This is a genomic window from Streptomyces sp. CCM_MD2014 (assembly GCF_000772045.1).
Taxonomy (GTDB): domain Bacteria; phylum Actinomycetota; class Actinomycetes; order Streptomycetales; family Streptomycetaceae; genus Streptomyces; species Streptomyces salinarius.
The window spans coordinates 71,651-88,792 of record NZ_CP009754.1 but is presented as its reverse complement, the minus strand read 5'-3'; the positions used below and the strand labels follow the sequence as shown (position 1 = coordinate 88,792).

General features: G+C 71.0%; 16 protein-coding genes and 2 pseudogenes. 12 read left to right on the top strand and 6 right to left on the bottom strand.

Annotated features, from left to right (window positions below; translation table 11 throughout):
* From NI25_RS00420 to NI25_RS00390, 7 genes are read left to right on the top strand one after another with little or no spacing between them, the layout of a single operon-like run.
* The gene (locus NI25_RS00420; RefSeq protein ID WP_233520665.1) at positions 1 to 930 is read left to right on the top strand and encodes an amino acid ABC transporter permease; all 930 of its coding nucleotides are present in this window, start codon (positions 1 to 3) and stop codon (positions 928 to 930) included.
* The gene (locus NI25_RS00415; RefSeq protein WP_061440483.1) at positions 927 to 1,727 is read left to right on the top strand and encodes an amino acid ABC transporter ATP-binding protein; all 801 of its coding nucleotides are present in this window, start codon (positions 927 to 929) and stop codon (positions 1,725 to 1,727) included. Before NI25_RS00420 ends, NI25_RS00415 begins: the two co-directional genes overlap by 4 nt.
* On the top strand, positions 1,724 to 2,866 hold the full coding sequence (locus tag NI25_RS00410; RefSeq protein WP_061440482.1) for a CapA family protein: 1,143 nt from the start codon (positions 1,724 to 1,726) through the stop codon (positions 2,864 to 2,866). Before NI25_RS00415 ends, NI25_RS00410 begins: the two co-directional genes overlap by 4 nt.
* Positions 2,863 to 4,101 carry a CaiB/BaiF CoA transferase family protein gene (locus NI25_RS00405; protein WP_061440481.1) on the top strand — a complete coding sequence of 413 codons (1,239 nt, stop codon included), beginning with the start codon at positions 2,863 to 2,865 and terminating at the stop codon, positions 4,099 to 4,101. Before NI25_RS00410 ends, NI25_RS00405 begins: the two co-directional genes overlap by 4 nt.
* A 58-nt stretch (positions 4,102 to 4,159) precedes the next feature.
* Positions 4,160 to 5,311 (top strand): 2-hydroxyacyl-CoA dehydratase subunit D, encoded by a 1,152-nt coding sequence (locus NI25_RS00400; protein ID WP_061440480.1) that lies wholly within the window; start codon positions 4,160 to 4,162, stop codon positions 5,309 to 5,311.
* Positions 5,308 to 6,561: a 2-hydroxyacyl-CoA dehydratase family protein gene (locus NI25_RS00395; RefSeq protein ID WP_061440479.1), complete on the top strand. Its 1,254-nt coding sequence runs from the start codon at positions 5,308 to 5,310 to the stop codon at positions 6,559 to 6,561. The genes NI25_RS00400 and NI25_RS00395 overlap by 4 nt, the downstream gene beginning before the upstream one ends.
* Positions 6,554 to 8,026: an MDR family MFS transporter gene (locus NI25_RS00390; RefSeq protein WP_061440478.1), complete on the top strand. Its 1,473-nt coding sequence runs from the start codon at positions 6,554 to 6,556 to the stop codon at positions 8,024 to 8,026. Before NI25_RS00395 ends, NI25_RS00390 begins: the two co-directional genes overlap by 8 nt.
* A gap of 69 nt (positions 8,027 to 8,095) precedes the next feature.
* Here the strand turns inward: NI25_RS00390 and NI25_RS00385 are convergent, their stop codons facing one another.
* Both NI25_RS00385 and NI25_RS00380 read right to left on the bottom strand, forming a co-directional pair.
* Positions 8,096 to 9,493, bottom strand: coding sequence for an alpha/beta hydrolase family protein (locus NI25_RS00385; RefSeq protein ID WP_199560793.1), 1,398 nt, complete (start codon positions 9,491 to 9,493; stop codon positions 8,096 to 8,098).
* Between the two features lie 23 nt (positions 9,494 to 9,516).
* Positions 9,517 to 11,232: a CocE/NonD family hydrolase gene (locus NI25_RS00380; RefSeq protein WP_061440477.1), complete on the bottom strand. Its 1,716-nt coding sequence runs from the start codon at positions 11,230 to 11,232 to the stop codon at positions 9,517 to 9,519.
* A 368-nt stretch (positions 11,233 to 11,600) separates the two neighbouring features.
* Here NI25_RS00380 and NI25_RS00375 point away from each other — a divergent pair, with 368 nt between their 5' ends.
* Entirely contained in the window at positions 11,601 to 12,419 is an 819-nt protein-coding gene (locus NI25_RS00375) for a DUF1963 domain-containing protein (protein WP_061440476.1), read from the top strand.
* Positions 12,420 to 12,459: 40 nt separating this feature from the next.
* On the opposite strand, the gene NI25_RS39340 is transcribed toward NI25_RS00375, so the two are convergent.
* From NI25_RS39340 to NI25_RS00365, 3 genes are all read right to left on the bottom strand, one after another.
* A complete protein-coding gene (locus tag NI25_RS39340) occupies positions 12,460 to 12,600 on the bottom strand; it encodes a hypothetical protein (protein WP_158508426.1) in 141 nt (46 codons plus the stop codon).
* Positions 12,601 to 12,670: 70 nt separating this feature from the next.
* Positions 12,671 to 12,976, bottom strand: a complete 306-nt coding sequence (locus NI25_RS00370; RefSeq protein ID WP_061440475.1) for an SMI1/KNR4 family protein — start codon at positions 12,974 to 12,976, stop codon at positions 12,671 to 12,673.
* A gap of 319 nt (positions 12,977 to 13,295) precedes the next feature.
* A complete protein-coding gene (locus tag NI25_RS00365) occupies positions 13,296 to 13,922 on the bottom strand; it encodes a TetR/AcrR family transcriptional regulator (protein WP_061440474.1) in 627 nt (208 codons plus the stop codon).
* Between the two features lie 99 nt (positions 13,923 to 14,021).
* Here NI25_RS00365 and NI25_RS00360 point away from each other — a divergent pair, with 99 nt between their 5' ends.
* From NI25_RS00360 to NI25_RS39885, 4 genes and pseudogenes are all read left to right on the top strand, one after another.
* Positions 14,022 to 15,017, top strand: coding sequence for an amidohydrolase family protein (locus NI25_RS00360; protein ID WP_061440473.1), 996 nt, complete (start codon positions 14,022 to 14,024; stop codon positions 15,015 to 15,017).
* A complete protein-coding gene (locus NI25_RS39890) occupies positions 15,014 to 15,244 on the top strand; it encodes a TetR/AcrR family transcriptional regulator C-terminal domain-containing protein (RefSeq protein WP_061440472.1) in 231 nt (76 codons plus the stop codon). The genes NI25_RS00360 and NI25_RS39890 overlap by 4 nt, the downstream gene beginning before the upstream one ends.
* A 144-nt stretch (positions 15,245 to 15,388) precedes the next feature.
* Positions 15,389 to 16,321, top strand: coding sequence for an MBL fold metallo-hydrolase (locus tag NI25_RS00350; protein ID WP_061440471.1), 933 nt, complete (start codon positions 15,389 to 15,391; stop codon positions 16,319 to 16,321).
* A 67-nt stretch (positions 16,322 to 16,388) separates the two neighbouring features.
* A pseudogene (locus NI25_RS39885) lies at positions 16,389 to 16,848 on the top strand (hypothetical protein); the annotation flags it as partial.
* An 83-nt stretch (positions 16,849 to 16,931) separates the two neighbouring features.
* Here the strand turns inward: NI25_RS39885 and NI25_RS40710 are convergent.
* Positions 16,932 to 17,107 (bottom strand): annotated as a pseudogene (locus NI25_RS40710) (transposase); the annotation flags it as partial.
* Between the last annotated feature and the right edge of the window lie 35 nt (positions 17,108 to 17,142).

The following is a 17,142-nucleotide window of genomic DNA, read 5'->3' as shown; positions in this document are numbered from 1 at the left end:
GTGGCCGGACCCATCCCAGTGACGGAGAGCAGGATCCCCGCCAACCCGAAGACCGACGACGTCGCACTGTCCAGGCGGCGCGTGCGGCCCTGGCGGGTGGTGGCCGGCGCGGTACTCGCGCTCGTCGCCGTACTCCTCGTCCACTTCCTGGTGACCAATCCGCGCCTGGAGTGGGGCGTCGTCGCGGAGTACCTCTTCGAACCCTCGGTGCTCTCCGGGCTCGGCACCACGGTGTGGCTCGCCGTCGCGGCCACCGTCGTCGGCGCCGTCGTCGGCGCAATCCTCGCCGCGGCGCAGATGTCCCAGTTCCCGCCGGTCCGTTGGGCGGCCACGCTCTACATCGGCGTCTTCCGCGGCATCCCGCCCCTGGTGCAGCTCATCTTCTGGTTCAACCTCGCCTATCTTCTGCCGCGCATCTCCCTCGGCATCCCCTTCGGCCCGGAGTTCGTCTCCTGGGACGCCAACGAGGTGATCACGCCGGTCACGGCCGCCGTCATCGGGCTGTCGCTGGTCGAGTCCGCGTACATGGCGGAGATCATCCGCGGCGGACTGCTGGGCGTGGAACAGGGACAGCGCGACGCGGCCCGCGCGATGGGCCTCACCCCGGGCCAGACCTTCTTCAGGGTCGTGCTCCCGCAGGCGATGCGCGTGATCATCCCGCCGGGCGGCAGCCAGTTCATCAGCGTGCTCAAGGGGACCGCGCTGGTCTCGGTGATCTCCATGGCCGACCTGCTGCACTCGGTCCAGGTCGTCTACAACCGCACCTACGAGATCGTCCCCATGCTCATCGTGGCCTGTCTGTGGTACCTCGCCGTGGTCACCCTGTTCACGGTCGGACAGCGCTGGCTGGAACGGCACTTCTCCCGGGGCCACACCACCGGCGGCCTCACCCGCCGCCCGAACAAGATGACGGACGGAGCGTCCGCATGACCACTGGACCCGCCCTGCGCGTGCGGGGCATACGCAAGAACTTCGGTGAGCACGCCGCCCTGGACGGAGTCGACCTCGACGTCGCCGACGGAGAGGTCGTCACGATCATCGGGCCTTCCGGCTCCGGCAAGTCCACCCTCATCCGGTGCGTGCACCAACTGGAGACCATCGACTCCGGCGCGATCTACCTGGACGACGAACTGCTCGGCCACGAACGGCGCCGCGGCGGTCTGCGTCCGCTCAGCGCCCGTCGGGTCGCCGCCCAGCGCAGCCGGATGAGCATGGTCTTCCAGCAGTTCCACCTCATCCCGCACTTCACCGTGCTCCGCAACATCACCGAGGCCCCGGTGCGCGTCCACGGCCGGTCGCGCGAGGAGGCCGAGGCCGAGGCCCGTGACCTGCTCGCACGCGTCGGCCTCGCCGACCGCGCCGCCCACTACCCGCGCCAGCTCTCAGGAGGCCAGCAGCAGCGGGTCGCGATCGCGCGGGCCGTCGCCGCCCGGCCCCGCGTCATGCTCTTCGACGAGCCCACCAGCGCCCTCGACCCCGAACTCGTCGACGAGGTACTCGGCGTCATGCGGAAGCTGGCCGGCGAGGGCATGACGATGGTCGTGGTGACCCACGAGATCGCCTTCGCCCGCGAGGTCGCCGACCGCTGCGTCTTCATGGAGGCGGGCCGCATCGTCGAGAGCGGAACACCCGACGAGATGCTCACCAACCCCCGCACCGCGCGCCTGCGTTCCTTCCTCGCCCGGCACCGCGACACCGACACCACCCCCCAGGAGCCCGTCTCGTGATCACCGTCGCCTCGGTCGGGGACCTCATCCTCGACGAGCCCGATCCCGCCTCGTTCCTGGCCCCCTCGGCACCCCTGCTGAGCGCCGCGGACGTCACCGTCGGGCACGTCGAGGTCCCGCACTCGACCACCACCGCCCAGCAGAGCACCGACGTCCCCGCACCCCCGGCCGACCCCGCTGCCCTCACCGCGCTCGCCGAGGCGGGCTTCGACATCGTCACACTCGCCGGAAACCACATCTACGACGCGGGCGACACCGGCGTGACCGACACCGTCGCGCACGCCCGGCGGGCCGGCCTGGCCACGGTCGGCGCCGGAACGAACCTGGACGAGGCCCGCACCCCCGCCGTGGTCGAGCGCGGCGGGCTGCGGATCGGCGTCCTGTCCTACAACTGCGTCGGCCCGCGCGAGTCCTGGGCCACCTCCCGCAAGGCGGGCTGCGCCTACGTCCACGTCCTCACCCACTACGAGCTCGACCACGCCAGCCCCGGCGGCCCGCCGAAGACCTACACCTTCGCCGACCCGGACAGCCTGACCCGCCTCCAGACCGACGTCGCGGCCCTGCGCGAGCGCGCCGACGTCGTCCTCGTCGGTCTCCACAAGGGCGTCGGCCACACCCCCGCCGCCGTCGCCATGTACGAGTCACCGGTGGCGCGCGCCGCCATCGACGCCGGCGCCGACGCCGTCTTCGGCCACCACGCCCACATCATGCGGGGCATCGAGGTCTACCGGGGCCGCCCGATCTTCCACGGCCTCGGCAACTTCGTCACCGTGACCCGCGCGCTGACCCCGGACGCGAGCAGCCGCTCCAGCGCCGAACTGACCGCATGGGCCCGCCGTCGCAAGGAGCTGTACGGCTTCGCCCCGGACCCCGGCATGCCCGCCTACCCCTTCCACCCGGAGAGCCGCAACACCGCGATCGCCGTGTGCCGCTTCGACGGCGAAGGCCTCGTCGAGGCGGGCTTCGAGCCCTGCTGGATCGACGACGGGGGACGCCCCGTGCCCTGTGGCGACACCGACGAAGGCCGACGGGTCACCGACTACATCGAGCACATCACCCGCACCGCGGGCCTGAACGGCCGGTTCGTCCGCGAGGACGGCCGCGTACGGATCGACCTGCACACCGAGAGGGCATCATGAGCGACCAGCCACTGGCCGGACGGACCGTCATCGACCTGACCACCGCGCTGGCCGGCCCCTACGCCACCCTGCTCCTCGCCGGACTCGGAGCCACCGTCATCAAGGTCGAGAACCCGGCCACCGGCGGCGACTCCTCCCGCAACAACGCCCCCTACGTCGGCGGCGACGGCCTCTCCGTGACCCGGCGCGGCCCCGACGACATGTCGGTCTCGATGCTCGCCCGCGGCCGCAACAAGCTCAGCGTCACCCTCAACCTCAAGGACGAGCGCTCCCGGCGGGTCTTCGCGGACCTCGTGCGCGACGCCGACGTCCTCGTGGAGAACTACAGCCCCGGCGTCACCGGCCGCCTCGGCATCGACTACGCCGCCGTCCACCAGCTCAACCCACGGCTCGTCTACACGTCCATCACCGGCTTCGGCAGCCAGGGCGGGCCCGGCTCCGGCAAGGCCATGGACTCCATCATCCAGGCGCTGTCCGGCGTCATGCTCACCGCGGGCGAGCCGGACGAGGGACCGGTGCGCTTCGGACTTCCCGTCGGCGACATGCTCGCCCCGCTGTTCGCGGTCATCGGCACCCTGTCCGCACTCATGCAGGCCGACCAGAGCGGCGAGGGACAGCACGTCGACGTCTCCATGCTCGGCGCGCTCACCTCCCTGGTGGCGTGCGAGCCCTTCGACGCCTTCGCCGCAGTCGGCATGCCGCAGCGCACCGGAGCGATGGTGCCCCGCCTCGCCCCCTTCGGCATCCTGCCCACCGCCGACGGCCACATCGCCCTGTCCGCGCCCACCGACGCCTTCGCCCACGGCGTACTGCGCGCCGTCGGCCGCCCCGACCTGATCGACGACGCCCGCTTCCACAGCCGCGACCAGCGGGTCCGCCACGCCGACGAGATCCACGCCCTGATCCGGGAATGGAGCAGCACCCGCCCCACGGCCGAGGCGCTCGACGCGTTCACCGAGCACGGCGTTCCGGCGGCCGAGGTGCGCGACCCCAGGGACGCCGTACACGACCCGCTGGTGCGGCAGCGCGAGGAGGTCGTCCCCGTCACCCACCCGACGCACGGCCCCGTCGAGGGCCTGGCCACCACCGGCGTCCCCATCCGCTTCTCCGCCGCCCGCGCGGGCTTCGACCGGCCCGCCCCGGCGCTCGGCGAACACAACGACGCGGTGTACCGCGAGAAGCTCGGCTACAGCCCCGAGGAACTCGCCGAGCTGGCCGCCGAGTCGGTGATCTGACCCCGCAGCGCCCGCATCGCCGCTCCACCGCACGCTCGCACCTTCTGGAGGAACCCCCATGGCCGCTGCCCTCGCGCAGCTCACCTCCCACGGCACCGACCGTCGCGCGGCCGCCGACGCGTTCCGCACACGCCACCACGGCGGGGTGATCGGCTACATCGGCGCCGACGTCCCCGTCGAGTACATCACCGCGGCCGGCCTGCTGCCCCTGCGCCTGTCCGGCAGCCCCGGCACCCCGAGCACGGACGGCGACCGCTACCTCGGCACCGGCCTGGACCCGGCGGCCCGCTCCGTCCTCACCCGACTGCTCGCAGGCGACTTCGGTCCGCTGGACGGCATCGTCGTCTCGCGCGACTGCGAGGCGTCCCTGCGGCTGTTCTACGCACTGCGCGAACTGCGCCGGGTGGACCCCGCCCTGGCCCTGCCGCCGGTGCACCTGGTCGACGTACTGCACCTGCCGCACCGCACGACCACCCGCTACGTGCGCGCCAAGTTCGGCCAGTTGCGCGCCACCGTGGAGACGTGGGCCGGCCGGCCGATCGACGACCGGGCACTCGCCGACGCCATCACCGCCCACGACCGGCTCCGGGAACTGCTCACCCGGGTCGCCGCCCTGCGCCGGTCCCAGCCGGCCCGCCTCACCGGTGCCCAGACGCTGACCGTCGTGGCCGCGACCACCGTACTGCCCGTCGAGCGTGCCACCGCGCTGCTCGAAGAACTGCTCACCGAGGCGGACCACCTGCCCGCGCACGAAGGAGTCAGAGTGTTCCTCACCGGAAGCCCGCACGACACGGTCCACGTCTACGACGCTCTGGAGGACAGCGGCCTGCTCGTCGTCGGCGAGGATCACGACTGGGGCGACCTGCTCTCCCTGCGCCGGACCGCGGCCCCCACCGAAGCCGCCCTCGCCGAGCGCTACCAGTACAACGGGCCCTCGGCGCCCCGGGCCTCCATCCGCGCCCGCGCCGAACACACCCGGAGTGCGGCGCGGGAGTGCGGCGCGCAGGCACTCGTGAGCTACGCCCGGGTGCACGACGACGCCCCGGGCTGGGACTACCCGGCCCAGCGGGAGGCGACCGGACTGCCGTCCGTGCTGCTGAACCGGCAGCCGTACGGCGCGCTCGGCGAAGAGGCGGCCGAGGCACTGGCGGAACTGACGCGGACGACGCAGCCGACCGGGCCGCGTGCCCGCGCGGAGGCGGCCCGATGAGCGCCGCCCGACTGGCCTCCGCGTCGGCGGCGACCGCCCACCAGCGGCAGTGGTTCGCCGACCTGAGGGAGGAAGTGGCGGACGGCGGACCTCTCGCGCTGGTCAACGCCGACGCCCCGCAGGAGATCTTCCGTGCCATGGGCATCCCCTACGTCGTCAATCAGTGGTGGTCCTCGATCGTCACGGCCAAACGACGTGCCCAGGACTACCTCGGACTCCTGCGCGAGCGCGGCTACCCAGACGACAGCGAGCAGTACAGCTCCATCCCCCTGGCCTCGGCCTTCGACCCCGACCCGGCGAACGCGCCCTGGGGCGGCCTGCCCCGGCCCACCATCGTCCTCGCGGAGACCACGGGCGACGCCTCCCGGAAGATCTTCGACATCTGGGACACCCAGCCCGGCGTCTCCTTCTACCCCCTGGAGAGCGCCGCCGAGAACGACGTCCCCGCGCGCTGGTGGGAGCTGATGCCGCGCGACTGGGAACGGGCCGTCGGCAGCGACCGCCTGGACCTGATGACCGGCGAACTCGAAGGCCTCATCAGGTTCCTGGAGCAGACCACCGGCCGGGTGTTCTCCGAGACCCGCTTCACCGAGGTCATGGCCCTCGTCAACGAGCAGCAGGAGTGGAACCGCCGCACCCGCGACCTGATCGCCCGGGCACGCCCCTGCCCGCTGCCGGTCAACGACAGCATCCCCAGCGTGATGATCCCGCAGTGGCACCGCGGCACCGCCTGGGCGCGCGACGCCGCCCGCGCCTTCCACGACGAGGTCGCCGAGCGCGTGTCCACGGGCACGTCCGTCTGCCCGGAGGAACGGGCCAGGCTCATGTGGATCGGCCGCGGGCTCTGGTTCGATCTCGACTTCTACCGGCGCTTCGAGGAGAGCCACGGCGCGGTGTTCGTCTGGTCCATGTACCTCGCGATCGCCGCCGACGGCTACCTGCGCTACGGCGACGACCCGCTGCGCGCCCTCGCCGCCCGTTTCGCCGCCTTTTCCGACCAGCTCTACACGCCGCCCTGGTCGGCCGAGTGGTACGTGAAGGAGGCCCGCCACCACGGCGTCGACGGCGTGGTGCACCTGGTCTCCGAGGACGCCCGGGGCAGCTACTTCACCACCCGTGCCCTGAAGGCGGCCGGCATCCCGGTGCTCGAACTGCACGCCGACAACGTGGACACCCGCAGCGCCGACGGCGACACCCTCACCCGCACCGTCGGCGACTGGCTCGACCGGCACGTCCTCGCCGGTGACTGACCCGGCGCCCGCCCCGCGGACCGTACTCTCCGGGGCGCTGGCCGCCCTGTTCGTCGGCTCGCTCACCAACACGATCGTCGGCATCGCGCTGCCGACGATCGCCGGGGAGCTGGGCGGCCAGGACCAGGTGCCCTGGGTGGCGAGCGCCGCGCTGCTCACCATGACCGTGGCGACGCCGCTGTGGGGCAAAGCCGCCGACCGCAAGGGGCCCAGGCCCTTGCTCCTCGCCGCGCTGGGCGTCTTCGTGGCCGGCTCGCTGGTGGCCGGCTGTGCCCTGTCGATGAGTGCGCTCATCGTCGGACGCGCACTGCAGGGCGTCGGAGCGGGCGGCGTCCTCGCGCTCACCAACGCCCTCGTCGCGGGGCTCGTCCCGGCGCGCCGACGCGGCCTCTACACCGGCTGGTTCGGTGTGGCCTTCGGCACCGCATCCGTCGCCGGGCCCCTCGTCGGCGGGCTCTTCGTCGGTCTGCCCGGCCTCGGCTGGCGCTGGTGCTTCCTCGGCGTCGTCCCCGTCGCGCTGGCCGCCGCCCTGCTCGTCCGGCTCGCACCGCACCGCGCCCCCGAGGCTCCCCGCGGCGGCGTCGACGTCCTCGGCGCCACCCTGCTCGCCGCCTGTGCCTCCGGGCTCGTCCTGCTGCTCTCCGCCGGCGGCCGGGCGTGGCCGTGGCCGTCCTGGCCCACGCTCGCGCTCGGCGCCGGCGTGCTCGTGCTGGCGGTGGCCTGCGTGCGCCGCGAACGCCGCGCCGCGGACCCGATCCTGCCGCCCCGGCTGTTCACCCGGCCCGGCCTCGCCGTGGCGTGCGCGACGAGCTTCCTGGTCGGCGCGGTCATGTTCGGCGGCGTCATCTACCTGCCCCAGTACCTCCAGGTGGTGCGGGGCCACGGCGCGACCGAGGCCGGGCTGCTCATGCTGCCCCAGGTCGGCACCATGATCGCGGCCTCCACGCTCTCCGGATACCTGATCAACAGGACCGGCCGCTGGAAGGTGTTCCCCGTCGCGGGCTGCGCCCTGGTGACAGCCGGCGCCGTGGCGCTGTCACCGATCGCGCCGGACACCTCCCCGTGGTGGCTCGCCGCGGCCATGGCCGTCCTCGGCGTGGGCACCGGGCTGACCCAGCAGGTGCTGGTGCTGGTCGCGCAGACCTCCGTCGGCACCGGCGACGTCGGGGTGGCGGGCGCGGCGGCCACCTTCAGCCGCACACTCGGCGGAGCGGTCGGCGTGGCCGCGTTCGGCGCGATCATCTCGGCGCGGCTGCGCTCCGGGACGCCCTCCGGCCAGGATCCGGGCAGCCTGCTCGGGACCCCGGAGCGCGTGGCCGAACTGCCCGCCCAGGTCGCCGACTCGGTACGGGCCTCCTACAGCGCCGGACTCGCGTCCGTGTTCCTCGTGGCCGTACCACTCGCAGGGGCCGCCCTCGCCGCCGTACTCCTGCTCCGCGAGACCCCGCTCGACACACGCGGGTAGTTCGCCGCAGCCGCAAGGGCCCCGCCGGACGCTCGTCCGGCGGGGCCCTTGCGCCACCTGGTCAGCCGGTCAGCCGGGGTAGGGGCGGTTGAAGACGGGCGGGTGGTAGTGCACGTAGCGCCCGGGTGCCTCCCCGGCCCGGCCGGCCGAGCGGTTCAGGCCCTCCGGGGTGGCCGAGTCGGACCAGTGCCCGGTCGTCAGCCGCTGCGTCATCGCCGTGATCGCCGCGACCTGCTCGCCGGGCGTGAAGCCGCAGTGCCCGACCGACCGCACGTAACTCTGCCGCAGCAGCGCCGCCTTCCCGGCCGCGCGTGCCGCCTTTCCGTACGACTGCTGCTGGGCGACGGTGGAGATCTGGTCGCCGATCGGATTGACCGTGAGCACCGGGATCTCCAGGTCTCCGTCGAAGACGATGCCCTTCTCCAGGTACGCCACTGCCGCAGGGTCGGCCCGGATCCTCGGCGCCCGGGAAAGGACCCCCAGGTCGGCGCGGACATCCAGGCCCGCACGGGAGTACATCTCCCGGACCGTCCGCCGTTGCTCCGGGCTCGCCGACGCGAACTGACGAGCGTAGTCGACGCCCGTGTTCCACGAGGGGTTGCCGCCCGCCAGGGTCTCGATGGACCGCCGACTGCTCATCGCCTGACCGACGTACGGCTGCGCGCCGCCGGCGAGGGCCAGGTACATGCCCTCCTGCACGGCGTCCGCGTCGCCGGGATCGGGCATCGGCGTCGCCGCGCCGTCGGCGTCCAGGCCCCAGCCCGGCAACTGCCCGATCGCCGCGGCCAGCGCGATACGGGCCCGGCCCGCAGGGGTCTGCTGGGCGGAGGCCAGCGCCGACCTCCAGCGCGCGGTGGCCTGTCCGGTGTCGGAGGGAATCCCGGTGACCGGCAGCGTGCTGTCGGGGAAGAGCAGGTTCTTGAGCGTGAAGACGGTGTCCAGCTTCTGGTTCCACTGCCCCACGGCGCCGCCGAGACCGCCGCAGAAGGGCACGGCGGCGTCGAAGACGTCGGGGTGGACCTGCGCAGCGCCCGCCGACACGAAACCGCCCATCGAGCGTCCGGAGGCGACGGCCCACCGGGGACGGCCGACGGTCTCCTCGAACCGCCGGAGCGCCGAAGCCTGGTTGTCGATGGCCTCGGCGATGCGCCAGCCCGTGACGTCGCGGGTGGTGCCGCCCACGGCATAACCCCGCCCGGTGAGTTCCGCGGTGAGCGGCTCCTCGGCGGGGCGGCTCACGAAGTCGAGGTCGACGATCACCACGCCGTTCCAGCGGTCGGGGACCACGAACCGGTACGGAGTGCCGTCGGTCAACTGCCCACCCGTACAGGTCACGTCGGCGGGACTCCCTTCGGGACACGGCGCGCCGCCGCGCGGCCCGGCCTCCGCCGTCGGGGCGGCGAGCGCGGCCACCCCCACGGCCGCCAGGCACACGACGACGGCGTCGCGCAGTCTTCTCGTTCCCATGGTCCTCCTCGTCGTCACGGCGCTCACCGCGCGATCGGCAGGGTGATGGACGATGCGTGCGCCCGCTCGCGGTGCACGGTGTACACGGGGGCCGGGCTCAGCTCGGTGCGGTCGCTCTCGCGCACATCGGCCCCGGTGACGGTCACGCGCAGCCGGTGGCCGGCGGGCACCACCGAGGACAGGGGCAGCATGTCGAAGTCGACGCGCTCCGCGCGGGCCGCGGGCATGGGTTCGGCGTCGCCCGCGTTGCCGCGGTGCCAGGGTGTGCCGAGCACGTCGTAGGGCGCCCGCTGCGTGCTGCGCAGTGCCAGGCGGATCCGGCCGTCGGTGAGGATGCGCACGGTGCCGTCCGGGGCGACGTCGGAGAGGTAGGCGAAGACGTTGCCGTCGGGTGCGGTGGAGGACAGGTGCAGCGAGACCTCGGGGTGGCCGGTGAGCTCGACGTCGTCCCGCAGGGGAGCCGTGGTGTAGGTCAGTCCCTTCTCGTCCTGCGGGCAGGTCTGGCCGAGCCCGACCGGCTCGGGACAGCTCACCGAGTAGTCGACTCGGTAGGCGTCACCGGCGCCGTGGCCGCGTGGCCGTGAGCGGTCCAGCGTGCCGTCGTTGACCGAGCCGACGGTGCCGCTGCTGCCGCCGTCCAGGTAGTAACGGGTCTGGCGGGCAGGCGGGTTCGGCGGCCACTGCCGGGCGTTCCGCCACTCTCCCGTGCCGTCGGACGAACCGGTGTAGTAGTGCACCGGCGGCTCCTGCATGATGCCGTTGTCGACGCCCTTGAGCCAGTAGTCGAAGAACCGGTGGCGCTCGGCGACGATGTCGAAGCCCTCGCTGCCGCAGTGCGGCCACGGGCCGACGAGAACCTTGTGCGGGTTCGACAGGGTCGCCGCACTGACCAGACTCTCCTTGCGGAAGTCGTCGTCCCAGCCGTCGAAGCTGTAGACGGGGACGCCCGAGCGCTCGATCGCGTCCTTGTAGGTGGCCACGCTGTACTCGTGCCAGGGCCGGGTACCCACCGAGGCGACCTCGCTGTCCCGGTAGGGGGCCGCCCGCCACATGTCCTTCAGCGAAGTGTTCGCCTGGTGCTGCGCCACCGCCTGACGCAGCAGCGAGCCGTCGCGGTCCGCGTCGACCGGCAGGTTGCGCAGGTCCTCTTCACGCGTGCGGTTGGGACCGGCCCCCCAGTTGGCCCTGATTCCGCCCCGTTGGAAGGCGTCGTACTTGTGGAAGGAGTAGTTGCCCGCGAAGACGGCCTTGAGGTGGGGAGCCCCCACGGTCGCAGCCTGCATCGCCGCGTCGCCCGTGTTGGAACAGCCGAACACACCGACACGGCCGTCGCTCCAGGACTGAGCGGCCAGCCATTCGGTGACGTCATAGGCGTCGGACGCCTCCGTGCGGGAGTGATAGCCCGTCATGGTGCCGAAGGAGGCGCCATTGCCCCGGCGGTCGACGAACGCCACCGTGTAGCCGTACCTGGTGAGTTCGGCCATGCCGCTGGTGACCCCGCGCAGGCTGATCGTGCCGTCCTCGGTGCGCGAGGCCCTGCTGAGCTGGTGCTCCCACACGACGGGGAAGGGACGCTCGACGGCCTTGCCGTCCACGGCGGGACGGTAGAGGTCGACGGCGAGCCGGGTGCCGTCGCGTGTGGGCAGGTACTGCGAGGTGCGCACCCACTCGTCGTAGAGCACGGGGGCGTACCCGGCGTACTCACCGGGGCGGGAGACTCGTTCGTGTGTCCTGGCCACGGCCGGCGTTCCGGCAGTGGTGGCGACGAGGAGCGCTGTGAGTGCAGGCGTCAACCGTTTCCATCTCATTGTCTGCCTTCTCCGTCCAGGCTTCTGAGAACCGGGCGGGCCTCAGGCGTGCCACGCCTGACACACAATGGTCTTTGATGGTGTCGAGCGTCAATGATTGTGTCGCCTACTTTTTGTGGTGGGGATCCCGCGAGCAGTGCGCGTCGCTGCCGACTCGTCTCGCAAGGAGCGCATTTGCGGGCGACTCGCCCACCATACGGTCAGTAGTCCATCCCACCGGTCCTTGTCATGTTGCTCATGTGGGACCTACACCGGGACGCGGACAACACCACCCGGTGTGACGGTCATAGGGTGGCCCGGTGACTGACGAGACCGAGAACAGAGTGAAGCGTTTCCGGGGCGAGGCGGCATCCCGGGGGCTGCCGGCGGAGGACGTTGAGGAATGGATACGTGTCGTCCGTCCGGCGGTGTACTTGGCGGAAGGCGGTGACGGTCCCCTCGTGGCCCGGATCGGCGGTGATCCCCTGCTGCCGCAGGGCACGCCGAAGCCGTCCGATCCCCTCGTGGCCTGCGTCGACCTCGCTGCTCTCCCGCCGGGCGCGACCGGCCTTCCGCTGCCAGCCGACGGCCATCTGCTCCTCTTCTCCGGCACCGATGTGCACATCAGGGAGGACGTGCCCGACGCGGTGCTGTACGTCCCCGCCGGGACGCCGACTACCCCGAGCCCCCTCGAGAACAGCTGGCGCGAGCCGTACCGGCAGCGTGAGCTCCGCACGGTCTGGCATCAGCCGAGCGCGCAGATGCCGGAGAGCTTTGCCCTCGACAGATGGGGCGACTTTCCTGAGGACGAGCAGTGCGAACTGGCCGAAGAACTCGACGACGCCTGGGCAGACGTGGGCGGCTACCGCCCTCCCTGGGCCTTGCAGATCGGCGGTCATCCGGTCTCGCCCCAGAACGACCCCGTCTTCTACGCCCGTGATTCCGAGGAGTCCGGGCCCTGCGAGCAGGGTGGTACGGCCCACGGAGAGGACGCCGATGACTGGGTTCTTCTGGCCACCTGGAGATGCGGCGAGGATGTCAGGGAACTGGACTCCGGCGTTGCTCACTGGGTGATCCGCCGCCGGGACGTGGCGGCCCGGCGCTTCGACCGGGTCCACCGCTGCGTCGAAATGGCCTGACCGCGCAGGGCGGGCTGACGGCACGGGTTCCGTAGTTGGCTCACCGCTGCTCGTCGCGCTGCTGGAGGCGGGCGTGGTCGAGGACGTCTTGAACCTCGCGGGGCTGCAGGGAGAGGGTCCGGCCGCCGGTCTTCGTCCAGTCCGGGTTCGAGTACTGCGACATCAAGTCGGCCTGCAACATCAGCTGGCAACGGCAGTCAACGAAGCGTCCTGCCGGATCATGGTGATCCGGCAGGACGCTTCGCTTTCCGTCAGCCCGTGACCCACTCCAGCATGCGCCCTTCATGGACCGCGGGACGACGCCGTGCGGTGGGCAGCGGCAGTGATCCCTCCACCGCGTTGTACAAGTCGGTCAGCATGAGAGTCATTGACGGCCAGAGCGGCAGGTACTCGGGGTCGCCGAACGAAATTTCGCCGACTTCTCCATAGTGGTCCGTACGGTGGTCGACGAACAACAGGTCACCGGTGAGGGCCTGAGCGAAGGGAACCCATTGGGTCTGAGCGGTGCGCCCGACCACTTCTTCCTCGTAGCCTTCCTCGACCGCTTCGTGCGCCATGTCGGGAAGGTTCTGTCAGGCGCCCGACGGTCCAGAAGGGTCTGTCGAACGAACGGTGCAACCAGGGTGGCTGGGTTACTGGCGAACTGCTGAGATCGGGGGCAAAGCTGCCGATCTCGCTCCCTTGTGCGGTGGGCCTACGAGTGTGTCCAGCGCGGCGGCGGAGGATGCGCCTCGCTGCTCTGGGCACATGATCCGTGTGTATGGGGCCGACGACCGCACTTTCGCTCGGACGACGTGACAGGAGGCCGGGTACCGGCGCCGGGCGGCAGTACCTTCTGCAGCTCTTGAGCGGGTACAGAGGTCGGCCTTGAGGCCGTCACGACGTCAGCAGGGGCAGCAGCACCTCGTCCACGATGGATACCACGTCGTCGCGGGACACGCTCCCCGTCTCGAGGCACTCGGCGATGACCAGGCGCGGGCCTACGGCTGCGATGCGTGCCGTCGCCCTGGCCGGGCTGACCTGGCCCCGGTCGGCGAACCCGCGGATGCATGCGAGCAGGGCGACCCGGTGGGGGTGGCTGACCTGGTCCATGACCTGTTGGAAGAGTTCAGGGTGGCGGGCACGCTGGACCATCAGGGGCCACAACGCGCGTCCACGCGGCTCGTCCAGAACCTGGGCGAGGGTTGAAAGAATGACGATCAGGTCTCCGCGCAGCGTGCCCGTGTCCGGCACTACGGGCTTGGCCAGACCCACCTCGTAGTCCTTGAGCGCTGCCAGGACAAGTTCGGCGGTGGTGCTCCAGCGGCGGTAGAGCACGGACTTGCCCGTGCCTGCGGCCGATGCCACCGACTCGAAGCTCAGTTCCTCGAAGCTCGTCTCGGCAAGTTCCCGCAGTGCCGCTTCGTAGATCGCCCGGGTCAGCTCCGTGCCTCGCCGACGCGTGGGCCGTTCCGCGGCGACAGGGGCACGGACCTTCGAAGGGGTGGGGGAGGGGCGGCTCATCGTGTCTTTTATAGCTGCTCGCCCGTGCTCGCGTCACGCCGAGTGCTCCTGTACCCTTCAATGTAAGAGACAAAATCGTCCTCTATTTGGGTTGCTGTCTTGAAGATCATCACGCTCGAAGAGCACTTCGTGGACCCTGCGCTCGCAGCGGCGAGCAGTCCGACCATCAACCGACTCGCCCCGAACTTCGCTGCGGCCTACGCAGCCGGGACCGGGTTCGCGGGCTCGCTGCAGAGTGAGTCCCTGCTGCTGGACCTCGGCGAGAAGCGGATCGCGAACATGGACCTGAACGGCATCACCACCCAGGTCCTGTCCTGTCTGTGGGCGCAGCAGGCGCCGGCCGGCGTGGCGCCGGAACTTGTCCGCGCCGCGAACGACTCCGCGGCACGAGCGGTCAACGCGTTCCCCGGGCGCTTCGCCGCCTTCGCCGCTCTGCCGACTGCCGTCCCCGAGGCCGCCGCGAATGAACTGGAACGTTGCGTAAGCGACCTGGGCTTCGTCGGGACGCTGATCAACGGGCGTACCGAGGACGAGTTCCTGGATGCTCCGCGATTCGACCCTGTCCTACGCACGGCCAGTCGCCTCGGTGTGCCCATCTACCTGCACCCCGCGATGCCGCCGCGCGCGGTCACCGAGGCCAGCTACGAGGGCCTCCCCTCGCTCGTGACCGGCAGGCTCCAGACCGCGGCGTGGGGATGGCACGTGGAGACCGCAGAGCACTTCATCCACATGGTGCTCTCCGGTGTCTTCGACAGGTACCAGGACCTCCAGGTCATCCTCGGTCACTGGGGCGAGATGATCCCGTTCTATCTCGACAGGATCGAGGAGTTGCTGCCTCAGGAGATCACAAAACTCGACCGGCCGTTCGCGGAGTACTTCAGGCACAATGTCCACATCACGCCCAGTGGCATGTGGAACCAGGCACAGCTCCGGTTCTGCGTGGAGACGCTGGGCGTCGAACGAATCGTCCTCGCCGTCGACTATCCGTTCGTGGGAAACGAAGGCGTCACAGCCTTCCTCGACGAGGCAGACCTGAGTGTCCAGGACAAGAACCGCATAGCCCACGGTACCGCCGAACGGCTCCTGGGCCTGTGATCAGTTGCTGCCCTGGATGGCAGAGGAGCTGTCTCGGCAAGGCAAAGGGCCGATCGCGGACGTTCGCGGTCTGCGTCGAAGCGCTGGTCGTCGACGGCCGCCTGCGATGCCCCGCTGCCCACCTGGCGGCTCGCCAGCTCAAGGGGCCCGAGCAGGAGTTCCTCGTCTGGCCGAGCGTCATGGCCTTCGAAGAGGAGACCGCGGACAGCCCTCGGTGGACGTGGTGATCGAGGAGGCCGTCCGTACCGTCCTGGCCTGCTATGCACGCGCACCAGACCGACCAGCGCTCCGTCCGACTACCCGCTGCGTGCGAGCACGGCGCCGGCCTCCGGCTCCGTACCCGCCGCGCCCCCATTCTTCAGGGAACTCGTATGCCCGCAGACACCATGACACTCGGCGACGTATCGATCACCCGCGTCATCGAGTGGTCCGGCCCTGTCCGTACCGCCCGGTTCATCATTCCTGACAGCGACGAGGACACCTGGCGACGCAACCGGCAGTGGCTGGAGCCGGACTTCTGGACCGCGGACGTCGACTCCTACCGATGCCACGTACAGACCTGGGTCCTGCGCAGCGAAGGGCAGACCATCCTGGTCGACACCGGTGTCGGCAACGACCGTGAGCGTCCGCAGGTACCTCAGTTCGCCGGGCTGAAGACCGACTTCCCCGAACGGCTGCGCCAGGCCGGCGTAGCACCCGAGGACGTCGACGTGGTCGTGAACACCCACATCCACTACGACCACGTCGGCTGGAACACCGAACGGCGCGACGGCGCATGGGTCCCCACCTTCCCGAACGCCACGTACCTGATCCCACGCGCCGACAACCTCTACTTCGACCCGGAGGGCCCCGGCCGCAGCAGGGCGCCACGCGACGAGCACGAACGGGTCCGCTGGGAGGGCAGCAAGCTCGTCTTCAATGACAGCATTGCCCCCATCCACCGAGCCGGGCAAGCCGTACTGTGGGAAGGAACCCACCGCATCGACGGCAACCTGACACTGGAGGCGGCGCCCGGCCACACACCCGGCTCCTCCGTCCTCACCTTGCGCTCACGCACCGACCGCGCCGTCTTCGTCGGCGACATGCTGCACAGCCCCGTCCAGGTCCTCGAACCCTCGTGGAACAGCTGCTTCTGCGACGATCCTGTTCTCGCGGCCCGAACCCGCTCTACCTACCTGTCCCGCGCCGCCGAGATGCGCGAACTCGTCATCCCTGCCCACTGGCCGGGACGCGGGGCCGCCGAAGTCAGGCGGGACGGCGACGGCTTCGCACTCACCGCCTGGGCCGACCTCCCACGCCGCTGACCCGACCGAGCCGCGGAACTCACCGGCGGCAGGGTGCCGGACGCGGCGCGGGACGAGCCGACGTGGGATCGCGGATCAGTCGAAGAACTACGGGTACCCCACCCACCTGGTCGCCGTCGGCGCCGGCACCCGCCTTGTCGTCGCCGTCGGCCGGCCAGTGCCGGGGACCGCAACGACTGCAAGGAATGGGAGCTGTCCGATGCGAAGGGCCCCGTCGGCCGGACCAGCATGGTGGCTGACGGCGACTGGCCCGTGACCACCACCGCTGCGGTCGGCGGGGCGGATCGCAACGGGACCTGCCGCATGCCGGGCGGCCCGTCCAGCACCGTCGCGCGAACGGCCAGACTCAGCTCCCGTTCTAGAAGCGTGAACACAACGACTCACACAAGCGGATCAGAGTCCGCATCGAGCACACCTTCGCCCGTATGAAGGGACACAAGAGCCTCCGCGACTGCCGTCTCAGGGGCGACGGCGTGCACCACGCCATACGCGGCATCGCCCGCCTGCACCACCTCGCCCTCACAGGCCGAATGAACACTCCACTCCGCACCGCAGGCCGTTTCGCCCGCGTCAGTCGGAGCCACTGATGAGGGCGCACATGGGTGAAGTCAGCCCGGTCCCAGTCCAGCCGGCTCTTCGACCGCAGTTCGGTCAGCAGCAGCCGGCGGGACCGCACCCAGACACCGGCGTCGTTACAGGCCGCCAGGCGTCGCCAGCAGGTCATGGCCGAGCCGAAACCGAGTTCCTGGGGAGGTACTCCCACTGGATGCCGGTGTGCAGGACGAAAGAGGACCGCGGGTGCCGGTCCGCTGCGCCGGCCC